Source organism: Amycolatopsis sp. cg9 (assembly GCF_041346945.1).
GTDB lineage: Bacteria > Actinomycetota > Actinomycetes > Mycobacteriales > Pseudonocardiaceae > Amycolatopsis.
This window is the reverse complement of record NZ_CP166850.1, coordinates 4,212,166-4,232,784: the sequence shown is the minus strand read 5'-3', so window position 1 is coordinate 4,232,784 and position 20,619 is coordinate 4,212,166. Positions and strand designations below refer to the sequence as shown.

Annotated in this window: 14 protein-coding genes; 6 read left to right on the top strand and 8 right to left on the bottom strand. The window is 71.1% G+C overall.

The window, feature by feature from the left end; translation table 11 throughout:
• The first annotated feature begins 56 nt into the window (after positions 1-56).
• Entirely contained in the window at positions 57-1,520 is a 1,464-nt protein-coding gene (locus AB5J73_RS20310) for a flavin-containing monooxygenase (RefSeq protein WP_370971252.1), read from the top strand.
• Positions 1,520-3,178: a GMC oxidoreductase gene (locus AB5J73_RS20305; RefSeq protein WP_370971251.1), complete on the top strand. Its 1,659-nt coding sequence runs from the start codon at positions 1,520-1,522 to the stop codon at positions 3,176-3,178. The genes AB5J73_RS20310 and AB5J73_RS20305 overlap by 1 nt, the downstream gene beginning before the upstream one ends.
• Here AB5J73_RS20305 and AB5J73_RS20300 read toward each other — a convergent pair whose 3' ends face one another.
• Positions 3,179-4,519: a hypothetical protein gene (locus tag AB5J73_RS20300; protein ID WP_370971250.1), complete on the bottom strand. Its 1,341-nt coding sequence runs from the start codon at positions 4,517-4,519 to the stop codon at positions 3,179-3,181. It lies immediately after the preceding gene.
• Between the two features lie 80 nt (positions 4,520-4,599).
• Between AB5J73_RS20300 and AB5J73_RS20295 the strand changes: the two genes are divergently transcribed.
• Complete coding sequence (locus AB5J73_RS20295; protein WP_370971249.1) at positions 4,600-5,082, top strand: pyridoxamine 5'-phosphate oxidase family protein; 483 nt, start codon at positions 4,600-4,602, stop codon at positions 5,080-5,082.
• Here AB5J73_RS20295 and AB5J73_RS20290 read toward each other — a convergent pair.
• Together AB5J73_RS20290 and AB5J73_RS20285 are read right to left on the bottom strand one after the other, a co-directional pair.
• Positions 5,079-6,791 carry a BTAD domain-containing putative transcriptional regulator gene (locus AB5J73_RS20290; protein WP_370971248.1) on the bottom strand — a complete coding sequence of 571 codons (1,713 nt, stop codon included), beginning with the start codon at positions 6,789-6,791 and terminating at the stop codon, positions 5,079-5,081. The genes AB5J73_RS20295 and AB5J73_RS20290 overlap by 4 nt on opposite strands.
• A 177-nt stretch (positions 6,792-6,968) precedes the next feature.
• Positions 6,969-8,453 carry a chitinase gene (locus tag AB5J73_RS20285; RefSeq protein ID WP_370971247.1) on the bottom strand — a complete coding sequence of 495 codons (1,485 nt, stop codon included), beginning with the start codon at positions 8,451-8,453 and terminating at the stop codon, positions 6,969-6,971.
• A 142-nt stretch (positions 8,454-8,595) separates the two neighbouring features.
• Here AB5J73_RS20285 and AB5J73_RS20280 point away from each other — a divergent pair, with 142 nt between their 5' ends.
• Positions 8,596-10,977 (top strand): Tex family protein, encoded by a 2,382-nt coding sequence (locus tag AB5J73_RS20280; RefSeq protein WP_370971246.1) that lies wholly within the window; start codon positions 8,596-8,598, stop codon positions 10,975-10,977.
• Between the two features lie 86 nt (positions 10,978-11,063).
• Here the strand turns inward: AB5J73_RS20280 and AB5J73_RS20275 are convergent, their stop codons facing one another.
• On the bottom strand, positions 11,064-11,477 hold the full coding sequence (locus tag AB5J73_RS20275) for a hypothetical protein (RefSeq protein ID WP_370971245.1): 414 nt from the start codon (positions 11,475-11,477) through the stop codon (positions 11,064-11,066).
• 88 nt (positions 11,478-11,565) lie between these two features.
• Here AB5J73_RS20275 and AB5J73_RS20270 point away from each other — a divergent pair, with 88 nt between their 5' ends.
• Positions 11,566-14,772, top strand: a complete 3,207-nt coding sequence (locus tag AB5J73_RS20270; protein WP_370971244.1) for an NACHT domain-containing protein — start codon at positions 11,566-11,568, stop codon at positions 14,770-14,772.
• Here AB5J73_RS20270 and AB5J73_RS20265 read toward each other — a convergent pair.
• The 3 genes from AB5J73_RS20265 to AB5J73_RS20255 are packed head-to-tail and all read right to left on the bottom strand — an operon-like array spanning position 14,759 to position 17,675.
• Positions 14,759-15,526, bottom strand: coding sequence for a 2-keto-4-pentenoate hydratase (locus AB5J73_RS20265; RefSeq protein ID WP_370971243.1), 768 nt, complete (start codon positions 15,524-15,526; stop codon positions 14,759-14,761). The genes AB5J73_RS20270 and AB5J73_RS20265 overlap by 14 nt on opposite strands.
• The gene (locus tag AB5J73_RS20260) at positions 15,523-15,969 is read right to left on the bottom strand and encodes a nitroreductase family deazaflavin-dependent oxidoreductase (protein WP_370973249.1); all 447 of its coding nucleotides are present in this window, start codon (positions 15,967-15,969) and stop codon (positions 15,523-15,525) included. Before AB5J73_RS20260 ends, AB5J73_RS20265 begins: the two co-directional genes overlap by 4 nt.
• Positions 15,969-17,675: an acyl-CoA dehydrogenase gene (locus tag AB5J73_RS20255; protein WP_370971242.1), complete on the bottom strand. Its 1,707-nt coding sequence runs from the start codon at positions 17,673-17,675 to the stop codon at positions 15,969-15,971. The genes AB5J73_RS20260 and AB5J73_RS20255 overlap by 1 nt, the downstream gene beginning before the upstream one ends.
• A gap of 234 nt (positions 17,676-17,909) precedes the next feature.
• On the opposite strand from AB5J73_RS20255, the gene AB5J73_RS20250 reads away from it, so the two are divergent.
• Complete coding sequence (locus AB5J73_RS20250) at positions 17,910-19,514, top strand: DEAD/DEAH box helicase (protein ID WP_370971241.1); 1,605 nt, start codon at positions 17,910-17,912, stop codon at positions 19,512-19,514.
• 78 nt (positions 19,515-19,592) lie between these two features.
• Here the strand turns inward: AB5J73_RS20250 and AB5J73_RS20245 are convergent, their stop codons facing one another.
• Positions 19,593-20,534, bottom strand: a complete 942-nt coding sequence (locus tag AB5J73_RS20245; RefSeq protein ID WP_370971240.1) for an acyl-ACP desaturase — start codon at positions 20,532-20,534, stop codon at positions 19,593-19,595.
• Positions 20,535-20,619: the final 85 nt, after the last annotated feature.

Sequence of the window (20,619 nt, the reverse complement as noted above, 5' to 3'; positions counted from 1 at the left end):
TCGAGTGACCGATCGTGGCCTGTTGTCACAGCCCCTCGGTGCGTAGCTTTTCGTGCATGAGTAGTTCGGCGAAGGGGCCGTCGGTGCTGATCGTGGGCACCGGGTTCGGCGGCATCGGGACGGCGATCGAACTGAAGCGCGCCGGGTTCACCGACTTCACGATCCTGGAGAGCGCCGCCGAGGCCGGCGGGGTCTGGCGCGACAACACCTACCCCGGCGCCGCCTGCGACATCCCGTCGCCGCTGTACTCCTTCTCCTTCGAGCCCAACCCGCGGTGGCCGAAGCGGTTCTCGCACCAGCCGGACATCCTCGCCTACCTGCGCGGCGTCATCGCGAAGTACGGGCTCGAGCCGCACATCCGGTACCGGACCGAGGTCACCGGGGCCGCCTTCGACGAAGGGCGCGGCGTCTGGCGCGTCGAGACGAAGGACGGCGAGACGTACGAGGCGACCGTCTTCGTCCCCGCCGTCGGGCAGCTGTCGCGGCCGGTGCTGCCGGACATCCCGGGCCGCGAGACCTTCGCCGGCGACGCCTTCCACTCCGCGCGGTGGGACCACGGCGTCGAGCTGGCCGGCAAGCGCGTCGCCGTGATCGGGACCGGGGCCAGCGCCGTGCAGTTCGTGCCCGAGCTGCGCAAGCGCGCCCAGCACGTCACCGTCTTCCAGCGCACGCCGCCGTACGTCATGGCGAAGTCCGACCCGAGCTACCGGCGGTGGCAGCACTGGCTGTTCGAGCACCTGCCGCCCACGCAGCTGCTCGGCCGGCTGCGGATCTTCCTGCTCGCCGAGTACGCGACCTACGCGATGACGAAGCACCCCGTGCTGGCGAAGATGTTCGAGCTGCGGACCGCGCAGCTGCGCCGCCGCCACATCAAGGACCGGGAGCTGCGCGCGAAGCTGACGCCGGCCTATCCCCTGGGCTGCAAGCGGATCCTCTTCACCAACGACTACCTGCCCGCGCTGGCCCAGCCGGACGTCGACGTCGAGACGCGGCGGATCACCGAGATCACCGAGAAGGGCGTGCGGGTCGAGGACGGGACCGAGCTCGAAGCGGACGTCCTGGTCTACGGCACCGGGTTCGCCGCGACGGAGTTCCTCGGCCGGATGGAGGTGCGCGGCCTCGGCGGGCGGTCGCTGCGGGACGAGTGGTCCGGCGGCGCGCGGGCGTACCTCGGCATGGCCGTGCCCGGCTTCCCGAACCTCTTCTGCGTCTACGGCCCCAACACCAACCTCGGCGCCGGGTCGATCATCTACATGATCGAGCGCCAGGCCCGCTACATCCGGCAGGCGGTGGAGCAGCTCACCCGGCCCGGCGTGTCCTATTTGGACGTGCGCCCCGACGTCGAGCAGCGCTACGACGACGAAGTGCAGAACCGCCTGGGCCACAGCGTGTGGAGCGCCTGCACGAGCTGGTACCGCCAGGCCGACGGCCGCGTCACGACCAACTGGCCGGGCCTGGTCACCGAGTACGACCGCCGGACCCGGCGGCTCGATCCCGCGGACTACCGGGTGGTGGCGTGATGGACTACGACGTCCTCGTGATCGGCTCGGGCTTCGGCGGCAGCGTGACGGCGTTGCGGCTGACCGAGAAGGGCTACCACGTCGGCGTGCTGGAGACCGGCCGCCGGTTCGCCGACGACGAGTTCGCCAAGACGTCGTGGCGGCTGCGGAAGTACCTGTGGGCTCCCGCGCTGGGCTGTTTCGGGATCCAGCGGCTGACGCTGTTGAAGAACACCTTCGTGATGAGCGGCTCCGGCGTCGGCGGCGGTTCGCTGGTGTACGCGAACACGCTGTACGAGCCCCCGGAGAAGTTCTACGAAGACCCGCAGTGGGCGCACATCACGGACTGGAAGGCCGAGCTGGCGCCGTACTACGACCAGGCGAAGCGGATGCTCGGCGTGGTCGAGAACCCGGCGACGACGGCCGCGGACCGGGTCCTGCGCGAGGTGGCAGGCGACATGGGCATCGGGCACACCTACCGCCGCACGCCGGTCGGCGTCTACTTCGGACAGTCCGGGGTGGACCCGTTCTTCGGCGGCGCGGGCCCGGCGCGGCAGTCGTGCACGCTGTGCGGCGAGTGCATGACCGGCTGCCGGGTCGGCGCGAAGAACACGACCGTGAAGAACTACCTGTACCTGGCCGAACAGGCGGGCGCGGTGGTGCACCCGCTGACGACGGCGGTGTCGGTGCGGCCGATCGCCGGCGGGTACGCGGTGGACACCGTCCGCACCGGCCGCCGGTCGCGCCGGACGTTCACCGCGACGCAGGTGGTGTTCTCCGCCGCCGCGCTGGGCACGCAACGGCTGCTGCACCGCCTGCGGGACAACGGAACCCTGCCGGACGTGTCGCCGCGGCTCGGCCTGCTGGCGCGGACGAACTCCGAGGCCGTGCTGGCGGCGCGGTCGCTGCGCGAGGACACGGACTACACGCGGGGCGTCGCGATCACGTCGTCGATCCACCCGGACGAGGTGACGCACGTGGAGCCGGTGCGCTACGGCCGCGGCAGCAACGTGATGGGCCTGATGGCGACGGCGCTGGTGGACGGCGAGCCGGGCCGCCGCCGCTGGGTGCTGGGGCTGCGTGAGCTGTGGCGGCAACGCCGTGACCTCCTGCGGATCCACAACCCGCGGCACTGGTCGGAGCGGATGATCGGGCTGCTGGTGATGCAGACGCTCGACAACTCCGTGACGACGTACACGAAACGCGGGCTGTTCGGCCGCCGGATGACGACCCGCCAGGGCGCGGGCTCGCCGTCGCCGGAGTGGATCCCGGCGGGCCACGAGGTGACGCGCCGGGTGGCGGAGAAGATCGGCGGCCTCCCTCAGGGCGCGTGGACGGACATGGTGAACATCCCGATCACGGGCCACTTCATCGGCGGCTGCACGATCGGCGACTCGCCTTCGACAGGTGTGGTGGACCCCTATCAGCGGCTGTACGGGTACCCGGGCCTGCACGTGGTGGACGGCTCGGCGATCACGGCGAACCTGGGCGTGAACCCGTCGCTGACGATCACGGCCCAGGCGGAGCGGGCGATGGCGTTCTGGCCCAACCGCGGCGAGGCGGACCCGCGGCCGGAACTGGGCGAGGAGTACCGGCGGGTGGCGGCGGTGGCCCCGAAGAACCCGGTGGTGCCGTCGGACGCGCCGGGAGCCCTGCGGTTGCCGGTGGTGCCGCGGTGATCAGCGGCCCCACGTGGCCGGACCGCTCGAGGTGATCAGGACCCGCTGGGCCACGAACCGGATGAGGGCCAGGTCGTAGGTGAGCAGTTTCGACTCGCGTCCGAAGGGACGCAACGGCTCGCCTCGGCCGTTGCCGCCTTCCTTGCCGTGGACGATCCGGCAGCGGAGGTCGTAGATCCGTTCGGAGATCTGCTCGACGAGCGACGCGCTGGTGTCCTTGGGGTTGAGCAGCCGGATGCCGGCGATCCGCTTCTTGTCGGCCATCGCCGCGGCTCCGCGCGGGTGGGATTCGAGGTACCGGGCGAGCGCGCCGGCGTCCAGGCAGCGCGTCACGGTCGCCTTCAGCTGCTCACGCTCGGTGCCCGCGGTGCGGTCGGTGTCGGTGACCATCTCGATGACCCGCCCGAGCGTGATGTCGTCGTCGTGGTCGAAGCGGGGGTCCTTGAGCACGTCGCGGAGTTTCTGCACCGCGGCCGCTCGCGCGTACTTGGGCATGAAGAACTCGAGCACCTGGTAGTACGCGAGATACGCCAGCAACGGTGCCGACACCAACGCGCGCGCGTAGAGGTACAAGGACGCGGCGTCGTCATTGTGCGTGAGCACGGGGAACCGCGGCAGCTTGGTCGAGGGAATCTCCTTGTCGCCCGGCTCGGAGGCCCACTCCACGCCGACGTTCTTCTTCAGGCGGAACGCGGCGCCGTAGCTCATGTCGAGGTCGATGAAGAACGAGGTGGAGATCTCCTCGAGCAGGCGTAGTGCCTGGTCGTGCCGCTCCGTGGGGACACCGGTGATCGTGACGCCCCACGAATTGGGATACGCACGGCAAGCCACTCGCAGAGCCCTCGGTGGTGGCCGCTGGATCGTGATCGACAGCCCTTCCACCGACGGGTGTTCGACACACAGCCTGGCCGGTTCACGGACGGCGGTCCCAGAGCGCTCCTCGGCCTCCGGCGGAGTCAGGTCCGGGTCGCCCTCCGGGATGGGTGCCAACCCCGGAATCTCCTTCCGGAAGAGACCGAATCCGTCGGCACTGTGGTCGAGGGCAGCGACCACAGTGCCGGACGACCGGTCGAGGAAGGCGTCGTAGTCGCCGAGGAAAACCCAGTGCGCGAAGTCGGTCGAAGCCCAGTCCGGCGCGTCGCGCCGCGATATGTGCACTTCCCGCTGGGTGCGGCCGGCCGGAAATCCGACACAAAGCTCCGTCTCGCCGACGATCGCCACCGTCGGGAGATCGTTCCACCGCAGGATCCCCACTTTCAGTCCGGCAGCATGCGCACGAACGGCGATCTCCCGCAACGCCGGGGCCAGCTCGTCGTCCTGCTCCGCGTCCGAAGAAGTCACGATCGGAAAGCTTGGCACATCGAGCCACCCGCGATCAATTCTCCAGAACCCGCCCGCCGATTCTCGCTAAGCTCGCCTTCGTGCTGCCCAACGAGGTCATCGACGTCCTGAACCGCCCCGACAGCCAGGAACTCCTCGCCCGGACCATCGCGCGGCTCGGTTACGTCGCCGAAGACGGTGCGCCGCGGGTGATTCCGATCGGGTTCACCTGGAATGGTGCGGAATTCGTTCTCTGCACGGCGAAGAACGCGGCGAAGGTCCGATCGCTGCAGAAGAACCCCGCCGTGGCCTTGACGATCGACACCGAGGCGCAGCCACCCAAGATCCTGCTGATCCGCGGGAGCAGCACCCAGGAGGCGCTCGACGACCTCCCGGCCGAATTCCTGCGGCAGGCCGCCGGGATGCCGGCCGAGCAGGCCGCCGCCTGGGAGGCCGAGGTCCGTGAGCTCTACTCCGACGGCATGGTGCGGATCAAGGTCACGCCGTCCTGGGCGAAGCTGATCGACTTCGAAACCACCCTGCCGAGCGCGGTCGAAGAGCTGGTCCGCCGGCAGAACGGCTAACCCGCCGTCAGCTCCGCGGCCACCGAGACGTACGCGCGGATCGCTTCGTTCTCCTCCGACGCGCGCCACACCGGGACCGCGAGCATCGGCGGGATGTCGACCACCGGGATCACCCGCAGTCCCGGGAACGGGTAGCGCTCCAGCAGCGACACCACCGAGATGTGCAGGCCAATGCCGCGCGCCACCAGGGAAAGCATGTCCTCGGCGCCGATGCGGGTGCGGCCGATCAGCTGGGGGACGTCCTCCTCGGTGCGGGGGATCGGGCGGCCCGACGGCGTGACCGGCGGGGCCCACAGGTCGCGCGCCACCGGGTGGAGCGCCTTGCCCGGGTCGAGCAGGCGGTGGTCCGCGAGGTCCTCCAGGCTGACCGTCGCGCGCGAGGCGAGCGGGTGGTCGTCGCGCAGCAGGAGGCCGCGGGGCAGGGTCAGCAGCGCCGGGCCCGTGCGCAGGTTCGGCTGCGCGAACGAGCGCGTGTCGCCGCCCGGGGACCAGTGCAGCACCAGGTCGAGGTCGCCCTCGGCGAGCAGGTCCGTTTCGTTCCAGCGCTGGCCGATCCGGGTCGGGGTGAGGGTGACCCGGCACGCCGGGTGGCGGCGCTCGAACTCCGTCGTCACGCGCGTCACCAGGTCGCCGCCGAGGCTCGCCACGTAGCCGACGCGCAGCCGGCCGCCGATGCGGCGTTCGGCCAGCCGCGTCTCGGTGAAGATCGTCGCCAGCTCGGCCACGCCCGCGCGGGCGCCGGTGCGCAGCCGCTCCCCCAGTTCCGTCAGCCGGACACCGCCTTCGCCGGGCACCACCAGCGCGCCGCCGATCTCGGCTTCCAGCTCGCCGATCTCCTTCTCCAGCGCGTCGGCCGTGCTGCGGACCCGCCACGCCGCGGCTTCGAAGTCGCCTTCGCGCGCCACGATCAGCAGCGTCGCGACCGCGCGGATGGCGGCCAGCTCGATCAGGGACCCGGTCCGGGCGCCGGCGCGCGCGAGCGGCGCGTCCAGCTCCGGGTCGCCGGCCAGGATCCGGCGGTGCAGCTCCCGCAGCGCCGGGCCCGGGTCGGCGCCGAGCGAATCCGCCAGCCGCCGCCGGACGCGCTCGAAGTGCGCCAGCGCGTCCGCCTGCCGCCCGCTGCGGTAGTAGGCGAGGATCAGCTGGCCGGCGAGCCGCTCGTCGAACGGGTGGTCCGCGGCGACGCGCGGGAGCTTCGCCAGCAGCACCGCATGCCGCCCGAGCCGCAGCGACACGTCGTTGCGGTCCAGCCGGGCCGCGTGCCGCTCGGCCGCCAGGCCCTCCCGGACCTCGGTCAGCCACGGCGACTCCAGCCCGGCGAACGGTTCTCCCCGCCACAGCGCCAGCGCGTCGTCGAACAGCGCGGCCGCGGTGCCGTCGGCGGCCGCCTCCCGCGCGAGCGCCACCTTCTCGCGGAACCGGTGCAGGTCGAGCGCGTCCAGGTCGACGCGCAGCACGTAGCCGTGCGCGGTGCGGTCGATCTCGCACCCGGCGGCGCGCAGCCGCGAAAGGTAGCTGCGGACCGTCGCGGCCGCCCGGTGCGGCGGGTGCGCGCCCCAGACACGCGTGACGAGCCGGTCGAGCGGCACCGGCCGGTTCGGCTCGGCCAGCAGCGCCGCGAGCACGTACCGCCGCCGCGCGTGACCGACGTCGAGGAGAGCGCCGCCGGACTCGGCTTCGAGGGTGCCGAGCACGCTGTACCTGATCACCGCACTCCCTCCCCGACCTGCGGATTCCACGTTTCCGCAACGTTCGCACACACCTCGTCCGGCAGTGTAGGCGGCGCAGGCGCGGGTGCCGTGGGGGACGGCGCGCGCCCGGCTGGGGGTGTCATGAAGGGGCCCTTCCGGACCTGGTCCGGAAGGGCCCCTTCATGGCGAGAACGGTTACGGCAGGCCCGCGAGCCCGGCCGAGACCGTGTTGGCGAACGCGTAGCCGTTCGACGCGTCCCAGTTGATCGACCACGTCATCGCGCCGCGGATCGCCGGGTAGGTCGCCGACGGCTTGAACGAGCCGCACGACGTGCCCTTGGCCAGGCAGTTCAGCGCCGAGACCGTGTTGGCCGGTGCCTGGTAGCCACCGCCCGCCGCCTGCGACGACGCCGGCAGCCCGAGCCCGACCTGGTCGGCGCGCAGGCCGCCCTGCAGCTGGATGCAGGCCAGCGCGGTCAGGAAGTCGACCGTGCCCTGCGCGTAGACGCTGCCGTTGCAGCCGAGCATGGTGCCGGAGTTGTAGTACTGCATGTTGACGACCGTCAGGATGTCCTTGATGCCCAGCGCCAGCTGGAAGTAGCCGCCCTGGGTGGACTGCATGTCGATCGTCTGCGGCGCCATCGTGATGACCTTGCCGCCGCCGTTGTAGATGCTGCGCAGCGCCTGGCCCATGTAGGTGGCGTTGATGCCGTTCTCGAGGTCGATGTCGACGCCGTCGAAGCCGTAGTTCGCGATCAGCGACTTGACGCTGTTCGCGAAGTTGTTCGCCGAGGTCGAGTCGCCGACGCTGATCGTGCCGTTCTGGCCGCCGACGCTGATGATGACCTTCTGGCCGCGCGCCTGGACCGTCTTGACGTCGGCCTTGAACTGCGCGTCCGTGTAGCCGCCGAGCTGCGAAGACAGACCGGAGTCGAGCGTGAAGCTGACCGCGCCCGGCGAGCCGGTGGCGTCCGCGAACGACACGGCGATGATGTTGTACTTCGTCGGGACGTCCGCCAGCTTCAGCGCCTTCGCGCCGTTGTAGAAGTTCTGCCAGTAGCCGGTGAGGACGTGCTTCGGCAAGTCACCCTGGGTCGGCGGCGGCGTGGTCGTCGTCGGCGGGGTGGTCGTGGTGGGCGGGGTCGTCGGCGTCGTGGGGGTGGTCGGCGTCGTCGGGGTCGTCGGCGGCGGGGTGCCCGGGCCGTCGAGGCTGACGTCGTCGGCGTAGTAGGTCGGCTGGCCGTACCAGCCGTGCAGGTACACCGTCAGCGACGTGCTCGAGCCGGTCGTGAAGTTCAGCGACAGCTGCTGGTAGCCGCTGGTGCCCGGCGTCCACGTGCTGGTCGTCGCGGAACCGGAGACACCGAGGTAGACGTAGCTGCCCTGGACCCACGCCGACAGCTTGTAGGCCGTGTTCGCCGAGACGGTGAGCGTCTGCGAGCACTGCGCGTTGTCCGACGACGACGGCGACGCGCTGAGTGCGCGGCTCCCGCTGTGCACCGGGGTGCTCACCGCGGTCGGCGCGGTGGTGCAGGTCCAGCCCGAAGTGCCGGCTTCGAAGCCGGGGTTGGCCAGGATGTTCGCCGCCGAAGCGCTGCCGGCGAGCACGAACGTCACACCGAGACTCAGTGTGACCACGGAAAGTAACGAGAGCAGAGCGATGCGAACCTTGGGGACCACGGAAGACCTCCGCTGTGGTGAGGCAGGTCACCACAAAATGGACTAGACCAATCTGATTGTCAAGGAGCCCCATCCGAAAGTCGGGGCGGTGGAAACGGCAGAATGTGACGATCGGAGCCAGGCGAAGCGGGAGCGTGTTGGAGTGAGCGTGTCGGTCGAGCAGAAGATCGCCGAAGAACTGGGCGTGCGCGAAGGACAGGTCAAGGCCGCCGTCGAGCTGCTCGACGGCGGGTCGACCGTGCCTTTCATCGCGCGCTACCGCAAGGAAGTCACCGGCATGCTCGACGACGCGCAGCTGCGCACGCTCGAAGAGCGGCTGCGCTACCTGCGGGAACTCGACGAGCGCCGGCTCGCCGTGCTCGAGTCGATCCGGAGCCAGGGCAAGCTGGACGAGGCTCTCGAAGCCTCGATCCTCGCCGCGGACACGAAGTCGCGGCTGGAGGACATCTACCTCCCGTACAAGCCGAAGCGCCGCACGAAGGCCATGATCGCGCGCGAAGCGGGTCTCGAGCCGCTGGCCGACGGCCTGCTGAACGACCCGACGACCGACCCGCACGCCGCGGCCGCGGTCTTCGTCGACGCGGACAAGGGCGTGGCGGACGCGCAGGCGGCCCTCGACGGCGCCCGCGCGATCCTCGTCGAGCGCTTCGCCGAGGACGCCGACCTCATCGGCGACCTGCGCGAGAAGATGTGGGGCCAAGGCCACCTGGTCGCCAAGGTCCGCTCGGGCAAGGAGGAGGAAGGGGCGAAGTTCTCCGACTACTTCGACTTCTCCGAGCCGTACACCAAGCTCCCCTCGCACCGGATCCTCGCGATGCTGCGCGGCGAGAAGGAGGAGGTCCTCGACCTCACGATGGCGCCCGAGGAGCCTTCGGACGAGCCGCAGGTCGGCCCGACCGACTACGAGCACCGCATCGCCGCGAAGTTCGGCATCGCGCAGCAGGGCCGCCCGGGCGACAAGTGGCTCGGCGACACCGTGCGCTGGGCGTGGCGCACCAAGATCCTCCTGCACCTGGGCATCGACCTGCGGATGCGGCTGCGCCAGGCGGCCGAGGACGACGCCGTCCGCGTGTTCGCGGCCAACCTGCGCGACCTGCTGCTCGCCGCGCCGGCCGGCACCCGCGCCACGATGGGCCTCGACCCGGGCTTCCGCACCGGCGTCAAGGTGGCCGTCGTGGACGCGACCGGGAAGGTCGTCGACACCCACGTCATCTACCCGCACCAGCCGGCGAACAAGTGGGACCAGTCGATCGCCGAGCTGGCGGCGCTGGCCGCGCGGCACAAGGTGGACCTGATCTCGATCGGCAACGGCACGGCGTCGCGCGAGACCGACAAGCTGGCCCAGGAACTGATCAAGAAGCACCCCGAGCTGAAGCTGACGAAGGCCGTGGTCTCCGAGGCGGGCGCGTCGGTGTACTCGGCGTCGGCGTTCGCTTCGCAGGAACTGCCGAACATGGACGTCTCGCTGCGCGGCGCGGTCTCGATCGCCCGGCGGCTCCAGGACCCGCTGGCCGAGCTGGTGAAGATCGACCCGAAGTCGATCGGCGTCGGGCAGTACCAGCACGACCTGTCCGAGGTTTCGCTGTCGCGCTCGCTCGACGCGGTGGTCGAGGACTGCGTGAACGCGGTCGGCGTGGACGTGAACACGGCTTCGGCGCCGCTGCTGACCCGCGTTTCGGGCATCACGACGGGACTGGCGGAGAACATCGTTTCGCACCGCGACACGAACGGCCCGTTCCGCTCGCGGATGGCGCTCAAGGAGGTCGCGCGGCTCGGCCCGAAGGCGTTCGAGCAGTGCGCGGGCTTCCTGCGGATCCCGGACGGCGACGACCCGCTCGACTCGTCGTCGGTGCACCCGGAGGCCTACCCGGTGGTCCGGCGGATCCTGTCGAAGACGGGCACGGACCTGCGGGCGCTGATCGGCAACACGCGGACGCTGTCCGCCTTGAAGCCGGCCGAGTTCGTGGACGACACGTTCGGCCTCCCGACGGTGACGGACATCCTGGCCGAGCTCGACAAGCCGGGCCGCGACCCCCGCCCGGCGTTCAAGACGGCGACGTTCGCGGAGGGCGTGGACAAGATCGGCGACCTCAAGCCCGGGATGCGGCTGGAGGGCGTGGTGACGAACGTGGCCGCGTTCGGCGCGTTCATCGACGTCGGCGTGCACCAGGACGGCCTGGCGCACGTTTCGGCGCTGTCGAAGAACTTCGTGAAGGACCCCCGCGAGGTCGTGAAGCCCGGGGACATCGTGAAGGTGAAGGTGCTGGACGTCGACGTGCCGCGCAAGCGGATCTCGCTGACGCTGCGCCTGGACGACGAGCCGGGTGCCCCGTCGGGCAACCGCGGCGGCGGTGGCGGCGGCCAGCGCGACCGCGGCCAGGGCGGCGGCGGTGGCGGCCAGCGCCGCGGCGGTTCCGGCTCGGGCGGCGGCCAGCGCGGCGGTGGCGGCGGCCGGGGCGGGAACTCCGGCGGCGGCAGCGGCTCGATGGCGGACGCGCTTCGCCGGGCCGGGTTCGGCAAGTAACGCGATAGTTCGTGAGGGCCACCTTGAGTTCCTCGAGGTGGCCCTCACGGCGTTTCAGCCGTGGCCGGGGTACCGACCGAAACGGCTCAGCGGAGCGCGAAGAGCCCGATCGCGAACAACGCCACCGGCACGACGGCCGCCGCCGAGCTGATCACCCCGGTTCCGTTGCGCCACCCGGCCGGCGAGTCGGCCAGCACCAGCCGCCGGACGAGCGCCGCCTCCACGACGGCCAGCAGCAGGAACCCGAAGCCGACGCTGAAGATCGCCGCCGCGCCCACGAACAGCAGGCCCGACGTCGACGCGGCCCCGAGCGGCGCCGCGACCTCCCAGCGCACCAGCCCGGCGGCCAGCGCGAGCAGCGCCAGCAGGAGCACGAAGGCGACGAGGAACCCGATCCGCGCGCTCGTCTGGTGCTGCCCGCGCGCGAACCACCAGAACCCGGCGTCGAGCGCCCCGACGAGCACGGCGAGGACCAGGAAGCCGGGACGGAGTGTTTTCACCTGATCACCTTAGCCAGGGTGTTGCACGGAACCGCCGCGCGGCGACTCAGGAGGACGTCACGTTCCCGACCCCGAGGCAGGCCGCCCCATGCCGGTATCGCCACGACGGCGCCGCGTGCTCTTCCGGCTGACCGTCGCCGCCGCTGTCGCCGTCACCGGCGTCGTGGCCTTCGTGCTCCTGACGAACTCGCTGGAGAACAACGACGCGTACAGCAGCATCGCCGGGGTCCTGCTCAGCCTCGTCACGACGTTCGTCACGCTCGCGCTCGTCCTGCGCCGCCCCGAACCACCGCTGCAGATCGACGCGGCGGCCACCGACCTCGTCGACCGGCTGCTCGAACAGTGGGACCGCGAGATCCGGCACCGGCGAGAACGGTTCGGCGACGCCCGGACCATCCCCTTGACCTGGGCGGAAGCGACCGGGCTGACCGCGGACCCCGCGTCGGTGCTCGGCAGTGCCACCCCCGTCGGCGAGGTGCGGCTGAAGCTGAGCGGCCGGCTGGACGACAACCCGGACGAAGCCGCGAAGAAACTCGCGGACGCCTTCGAAGAGATCGCCAGCAGACGGCTCATCGTGCTCGGCGAACCCGGCTCGGGCAAGACGTTCCTCGGTATCACGCTGACCACCGGCCTGCTGCGCGCCTGGTCCCCCGGCAAGCCGGTGCCCGTGTTCCTCTCGCTGTCGTCGTGGGACCCGGTCACGGAGTCGCTGGATTCCTGGCTGGTCCACGAGCTGGCGGCGACCCACTACGGCGGCCAGGAGGAGACGCCCCGCGCCCTGCTGGCCCGCCCGCGGCTCCTCCCGGTCCTCGACGGCCTCGACGAGCTCCCCGAGCACCTGCGGCGCAGCGCGATCGGGAAGATCAACACCCTGCTGCAGGGCGACCACCAGCCGCTGATCCTGACCTGCCGATCGGCCGAGTACACCGACGAAATCACCGGCGGCGCCCCGAAACTGCTGCGGGCACCGGTCGTCGAGATCCGGCCGGTCAGCCGCGCGGACATCAAGGACCAGCTGGACCAGGACCCGGCCTGGCAGGCGGCGGTGAACCACGTCGAACAGGCGAAGCACAGCCCGTTCGTGACGGCGCTCGGCACTCCGCTGATGCTGTCCCTGTTCAAGGCGGCGTACGCCGGCCGCGACCCGGCGGAGTTGTTCGACCAGACCCGGTTCGACACCCGGCACGCGGTGGAGGACCACCTGATCGACACGATGATCAAGACGGCGTACGCCGAGGACGCGACCGGTTCACGACGGCATCGCTGGTCGGCCGACGAAGCCTGGCAATGGCTCAGCTACCTGGCGAACTACCTGCACAAGCACGGCGAGCGCGATTTGAACTGGTGGCAGCTCGCGTCCCGGACACTCTCTCCGTGGGCCGCCGTGGCCGTGGGACTGCCGGTCTGGTTCGCCGCGACGCTGGGCACCGGGCTCCTCGCCGACAACTTCGTGGACTTCGAGGCCACGCACGGGCTCGTCGAGGAAATACTGAAATCGCCGACCCTGCCCGGCACGATCTTCGGGACCGCGGTGGCCTCGCTGTGGCTGGCCGGCGGCCGCCGGACGCCGGCCCGGCGGGACCGGAAAGCGGAGCACAACCTCAAGCGCGCCGGGCTCGCGGCGCTCACCGGGGCGATCTTGGTCCTCCTCCCCGGCTTCCTGCTCTGGCTGACTTGGACCAACACGAGAACCGCGGCGGACACCGCGGAATCGATCGCGCTGCTCGGTGCCCTGCTCGCCCTGTCCCTCGTGTCGGGTGCCGCCGTCGGCTGGACTGACCTGCTGGTCCGGCGGCCGCGGCGCACCGACCCACCTGATCCGACGAGCTTGTTCCGCCGGGAACGCCGATCGGCGTTGTTTTCCGCCGGGGCGGCGGCGCTGATCGTCGCGACGTCGGCCGTGCTGGCCGCCACCATCGCCGCGGCGCTCGGCGGGCACCTCGGCCAGCGCATCGCACTGCTCCTGGGCCTGCCGGCGGTGGTCCGCCTGAACCGTCCCCCGGTCGAAACCCACGTGCCGTGGACGCTGGGCTGGGACGGCCTGCCGTCGCTGATCGTCATCAGCGTCCTGCTCGGCACGCTGTTCGCACTCGGCATCCTGACGATCCGCGCCTGGCCCCGGTTCGCCGTGGCCCGGCTCCGGCTCGCGGGGCGCGGCGAGCTGCCGTGGCAGCTGATGGAGTTCCTGGCCGACGCGCGTGACCGCGGGCTGCTCCGCGTCTCGGGCAGCTCGTACCAGTTCTGGCACGTACGGCTGCAGGAGCGGCTGGTCGCCGCCCCCCACGAGCCCGAGCCGACGGATTCCCGGCGGTGGAACCACCTGCCCGCGCTGATGGCGGTGGTCGTCGCGGCTTCCGCGGTCGTGGCGATCGTCTCGGTGGAGCCGGCCGACTGCCGGCACGTGGGAATCGGGCAGGTCGACGACCGCGCGCAACGGGTCGTGATCGGCGACATCTCCGGCTGTTTCACCGCCTTGACCGCCGAAGACTGGACGGATCTCGAGGTCGGTCCGGCCGATCGCGACACCCTCACCGAATTCAAGACCGAGAAATCGGGGACGGGGCAGAACCTCAAGGTCGTGGGTGAGCTGGACCGCGTCGGGGCACCGGAGTGGAGCGAGATCCTGTCCGGGCTGCGCAAGGCGAACCAAGCCTCCGAGAACGACCTCAGCGTGACGTTCGTGCAGAAGGACATCGGTGACCTCAGGGGCGTCGACGCGAACCGGCTGACGTTCGAATACTTCACTTTGACCCTCGGTGGTTCACCCCACCTCACGGCACTCGACCTCGACGGCGGGAAGTCGGAACTCAGCTCGTACGGCACCCGGGCGATCATCGCCACCACCGATCTGGACTTCCGCGCGCTGGCCGACGCCAACCGCGAGGCACTCGTCGCCTACGAGCTCGAGTATGCGGAGACCACCACCGCACCGCCCGTCATCTCCGACGGGATCGACGACCAGGAGTGCGCCACGCTCGACCGGGTCCGGGCCGACAACCGGGCTTTCACGTTCGACCTGCGGAAAACCACCGCCACCGCTCAGCTGCTGCAGCGGCTCTCCCGGTGCGGCGGCGGGAAGGTGATCGTCGCCGCGGACCAGGTCCCGCTCCTCAGCCCGGTGGTGCAGACCCTGCCGACGGTCAGCTTGGCGCAGATCGAGGACACGTCACCGACCATCCTCACCGACTGCGGGGTCACGTCGGCACCCACCACCTTGGCGGAGCGGACCTGCGTGGGCGCGCTGGCTGGGGTGACCGGCTTCCGGATGGACCTGGTCACGGTCAAGGCGAAGTGAACCGCACCGCCACGCTGCCCAGCTCGCCGAAGTCCGCCACCACTTCGCCGCCCGGCTGGATCGGGCACGGCGGAGTGGCCGTTCCCGTCGTGACGATGTCGCCGGGGCGCAGCGCGAGGCCGTGGCGGGGCAGCTCCATCGCCAGCCAGTGCAGCGCCAGCCTCGGGTCGCCCAGTACCAGGCTTCCGCTGCCGCGCGAAAACTCCTCGCCGTTCGCGTGCAGGACCACCTGCCTGCGTGGGAGGTCGAGGTCGCGCCAGCCCGGGACCGCGGTTCCCTCGACGAAGCGGCCCGCGCAGGCCACGTCCGCCAGCAGCTGGGGGCCGCCCGCGTGCTGGTGGTCGGTGTAGCGGCTGTCCGGCAGCTCCACCGCCAGGAACATCGTGTCGACCGCGTCGAGCACGCCGGTCAGCGACGGCGACGGGCCCGGGCCGGCCTTCAGGCGGAACGCGAACTCGGGTTCGGCGACGCCCATGGTCATCGTGTCGGCCGGGACCGGTTCGCCCTCGGTGTGGTGGAAGCGCTCGAACACCGCGCCCGGCAGCGGGCCCGGGACGTCGAGGTACTGCCGGGCGTACACGGTCGTCGCCGCGATCTTCCAGCCCGACACCGGGCCGGCCAGCTCGGCGAGGGCCGTCTGGGCCGCCATGCCCTCGGCGGCGTCGCGGGGGCGGGCGTCGTCCGGCAGCCCGTCCAGGCGCTTACCGGTCTGCCACGCGTCCCAGATCAGCTCCGCCGCCCGCTCTCGGTTCACGCTCTTGATCTTGCCAAGCGGAACACCGGGTGTCGATCGGCTTCCGCGGCGAAGGTCTCCGCCGGGTCGCCGAGCTTCGCGTCGAAGAACGGCGCCGTCACCGGGATCTTGCGGACGTAGGCGCGCAGCACCGGCCCGGCCGTGGCGGCGTCGGCCTCCTCGACCTCCCACGTCTCGCGCGTGCGGCCGCGCCGGAGCCGGGCGGTGGCGTCGGCGCGCAGGTTGTGCACCCAGCCGACCTGCCCGTACGGCGAGACGAGCCAGCGCTCGCCGCCGACGTCGAGGACGTTGACCGGAGTGGTCCGGTCCACGCCGGTGCGCCGGCCGCGGGTGGTCAGCAGGAACCCCGTGCCACCCGTGACCGGGATCCCGCGCGCCAGCAACGCCGTCACGACGACGTTCGCGGCCTTCCGCGTCACGCCCAGCCGGTACTTCCTCGCCATCACGGGGTCATAGCGTAGACCCCGGAGAGCTCCCGCACCCGCGCCCAGACGTTCTCGAACCGCGCGGCGTCGACGACCGGCTTCCGCAGCGCCGCCAGCGCGATCGCCTGCTGGGCTTCGGTCGAGCTCGCCTTGCCGTTGAGGTCCACCGCCGCGGCGCTGAAGTCCTGCACCAGCACCGCGAAGATCTGGTCGGTGACCTCGTCGGACAGGCCGGTGATCCGGGCCTGCTCCAGGACCAGCTGGCCGTACACGATCAGCGTGAACAGCTCGGTCAGCGCGAGCCCGAAGTCGAGGTCGGCCTGCTGCGCCTCGTCCGGCGCCGCCTCGGTGAGCAGCTTGACCAGGTAGCCAGCCTGCTCGGTGAACAGCGCGACGTTCGGGATGTGCGCGGCGTCGGCGTACGCGGTCTTCCAGTCGTGGAACCGGACCTTCGACAGGCCGCGCGCCGGGCCCTGGCGGAAGAGGAACTCGTCGTCCGCGGCGTCGGTGCGGGTGCCGACCGGCGCGTACTCCTGCGGCGCGAACAGGTACGCGGGCATGAACTTCGCGATCAGCGCGAGGTTCACGGCCACCGTGCCTTCGAGCTTCGGGAGGCCGTCGATGTCGTTCTTGGACATCGCCAGGTAGGTGTCGGCTTCGAAGCCCTTGGCCGCCACGACGTCGGCGACCAGGCCGATCACCTTCTGCGCCTCGGTCGTCACCTTCATCTTGGTGATCGGGTTGAACAGCAGGTAGCGGCGGTCGTCGGCGGTCGCGCTGCGGAAGTAGTCGACGGCGCGGTCGGAGAACAGCTTCATCGCGGTCAGCCGCGCGTACGCCTCGACGAACTCGCGGCGCACGTGCGGGAAGTCGGTGACCGGCTTGCCGTAGAGGACGCGGTTGTGCGCGTGCGTGATGGCTTCGTACAGCGAGTGCGTCGCCATGCCGATGCCGCCGAAGCAGAGGTTGAACTTGCCGATGTTGACCGTGTTCAGCGCGGCGCTGAACGCCTCGGCGCCGACGTGCAGGATGTCTTCGGCGCGCACCGGGTAGTTCTCGAGGCGGAACTCGGCGACGTACATCTGCGACGGCACCACGTTCTTGACCACGTGGTAGTCCGGGTGCTCGGAGTCGGCGTAGAAGAAGACGTACTGGTCCGGGCCTTCGACGCCGTCGATGCGGCCGAACACCGACACCGTGCGCGCGCAGTTGCCGTTGCCGATGTAGTACTTCGAGCCGGTGGCGCGGTAGCCGTCGCCGTCCTTCGTCAGCACCATGTCGGAGGAGTAGATGTCGGCGCCGTGGTCCTTTTCGGACAGTCCGAAGGCGCCGACGCCGCCGGCGTCGAGGGCGGCCGCGGCGCGCTCGCGGGCGACGGCGTTGCCGCTCTGCCACACCGGGCCGAGGCCGAGGATGGTGACCTGCCAGGGGTACCAATAATTCAGCCCGTAGAACCCGAGGATTTCCGACAGCGCGGCGACGCGGCTGGTGTCCCAGCGCTTGTCCGGGTTGCCGCCGGCGTTCGCGGACGGCGTCAGGAAGGTCGAGAACAGGCCTTCCTTGCCCGCGAACTCGAGGAAGTCCGCGTAGAAGGTGCGGTTGTGGTAGTCCTCGGTCAGCTTCGCCTTGCCGCGCTGTTCGAACCAGTCGATGGTGGCGCGCAGCAGGCGCCGGGTCTCGGCGTCGAAGTGCGCCGGGTCGTACTCGCGCGGGTTCAGCAGCATGGTGGTCCTCCTCGATTACCGACCGGTAACTTAGCAAGGCCGCGCGAGTGCGGGCAATCTCACTGGGGGTACGTCACCCTTCCCCGCTATACTGATCATGCGGGCCGCTCAGTTCTGCCTCGGCCCGCTGCTGTTGTCGACTACCACGCGCCGCGGCCGTTGACCGGTCTGCGCCGGGCAGGACAACCCTTCTCAGGTTACGGAGACCAGGGCACACGCGTGCCCGCACGACTTATGAGTACTTTCGCCGAACTCGGCCTGCCCACCCCGCTGGTGGCGGCGCTGGCCTCCCAGGGCGTCACCGAGCCCTTCCCCATCCAGGCGGCGACCCTGCCGCACACCCTCGCCGGCCGGGACGTCCTCGGCCGCGGCCGCACCGGCTCCGGCAAGACGTACGGCTTCGTGCTGCCCGTGCTGACCCGCCTCGCCGCGGGCCCGACGCGGCGCAAGCCCGGCCGTCCCCGCGCGCTGATCCTGGCGCCGACCCGCGAGCTCGCGACGCAGATCGAGGCGTCGATCGTCCCGCTGGCCAAGCCGCTGGGCCTCAAGGCCACGACGATCTTCGGCGGCGTCAGCGCGAACCCGCAGATCACGAAGCTGCGTGACGGCGTCGACATCGTCGTCGCCTGCCCCGGCCGGCTCGCCGACCACATGCGCTCCGGGCACGTGAAGCTCGACGCCGTCGAGATCACCGTGCTGGACGAGGCCGACCACATGGCCGACCTGGGCTTCCTGCCCGAGGTCCGGCGGATCATGGACGCGACGCCCGAGCGCGGCCAGCGGCTGCTGTTCTCGGCGACGCTGGACAACGGCGTCGACGTGCTGGTCAAGCGCTTCATGGACGACCCGGTGCTGCACAGCGTCGACTCGGCGCAGTCGCCGGTGACGACGATGGAGCACCACGTCCTGCACCTGGAGGAGACCCACCGGCTGCCGGTGCTGGTCGACCTGACCGCGGCGCCCGGCCGCACGCTGGTGTTCACGCGGACCAAGAGCCGCGCGAAGGCGCTGACGCGCAAGCTCGTGGCCTCGGGCGTGCCGGCCGTCGAGCTGCACGGCAACCTGGGCCAGAACGCGCGGACGCGCAACCTCGAGGCGTTCTCCTCCGGCACGGCGAAGACGCTGGTCGCGACCGACATCGCGGCCCGCGGCATTCACGTCGACGACGTCCGGCTGGTCATCCACGCGGACCCGCCGGTCGAGCACAAGGCCTACCTGCACCGCTCGGGCCGCACGGCACGGGCCGGCGCGTCGGGCACCGTGGTGACGCTGATGACGGACGCCCAGGTCCGCGACGTGCGCGACCTCACCCGCAAGGCGGGCATCAAGCCGACGACCACCCAGCTCGGACCGGGTCACCCGCTGCTGGCGGAGCTGGCGCCGGGCGAGCGGACGTTCTCGAAGGCGCCCGCGGTGGACGACCGGCCGAAGAAGGTCACGGCCTCCGGCGCGGCGCCGGGTGGCGGCCGCGGCCGCCGGGGCTCGGCCCCGAAGGAGAACCGCGGGGGCCAGCAGGCCCGGACGCGGCGTGACGACCAGCCCCGCTCCGGCGGCTCCCGCCGCTCGGGCGGCACGGCTTCGGGTGGCTCGCGCCGGTCGGACGCCCCTGCTTCGGGCGGCTCCCGGCGATCGGGTGCTCCGGCTTCCGGCGGCGCCGCTTCGGGCGGCTCCCGCCGATCCGGCGCTCCGGCTTCGGGCGGCTCCCGGCGTTCGGGTACCGCGGCCGCGTCCGGCGGCGGCTCCCGCCGCTCGGGCGCCCCGGCGACGGGCAACCGTTCGGGCGGCGCGGCGGCGTTCTCGTCGGGCACCCGCGCGGGCGCCCGGCGTACCGGCCGCTGACCCACCCCCGGCCAAGGCCGTGAAGGCCACCTGGCGGACCTTGAAGTTCCGCCAGGTGGCCTTCACGCATTTCGGCGATCAGAACGCGGGGAGGCCCCGGGCGGCGGCCCGGGCGGCCGCGGCGTCGCGGCGCTCCTCGAAGCGGGCGGCCTGCGTGTCGAGGGTCTTGATGAACGTGGCCAGCTCTTCGCGCGCGGTTTCGCCGACCTCGCCGAACCCCTCCCGGTCGAACACCTTCCAGTACCGCAGCAGCGGCATGACGACGTCGTCGTGGTGGATGCGCAGGTCGTAAATGCCCGCCTTGGCGATCAGCGCCGCCTTGCGGGCGAAGCTCGGGATGACCGCGCCGGGCATCGCGAAGTCGAGGACCTCGTCGGTGATCGCCCGCATCATCGCGTCCGGCGAGATCTCGAACGCCGCTTTCACCAGGTTCCGGTAGAAGACCATGTGCAGGTTCTCGTCGGTGGAGACGCGGGCGAGCAGCTTCTCGGCCAGCGGGTCCTGCGTGTAGCGGCCGGTGTTGCGGTGCGAGAGGCGCGTCGCGAGCTCCTGGAACGAGACGTAGGCGCAGACCCGCAGCAGCGGCTTGTCGCCGGTCTCGTAGCCGGCCTGCATGGTCTCCATGCGCATCCGCTCGAGCTCGACCGGGTCGACCGCGCGCGTGACGAGCAGGTAGTCCCGGATGCAGATACCGTGCCGGCCCTCCTCGGCCGTCCAGCGGTGCACCCAGGTGCCCCAGGCGCCGTCGCGGCCGAAGGCGCGCTCGATCTCGCGGTGGTAGCTGGGCAGGTTGTCCTCGGTGAGCAGGTTGACCTCGAGCGCGGTCCGGGCGATGGGCGTGACCCGCGACTGCTCCGGATCCCACGCCTCCCCGCCCAGGTCGGCGAAGTTCCGCCCCTCGCTCCACGGCACGTACTCGTGCGGCATCCATTCCTGCGCGGCGGCGAGGTGGCGGTTGAGGTTCTCCTCGACCGTCCCCTCGAGCTCGTACATGAGTGCGGTGCTCTGGGGAACGGTCATGCGCGCGTCCTTCCGGGGATCGGGGGCGTGACCTACGGAACCGTAACTTACGGCGCCGTAGGTAACGACAACGAACACCCGGACG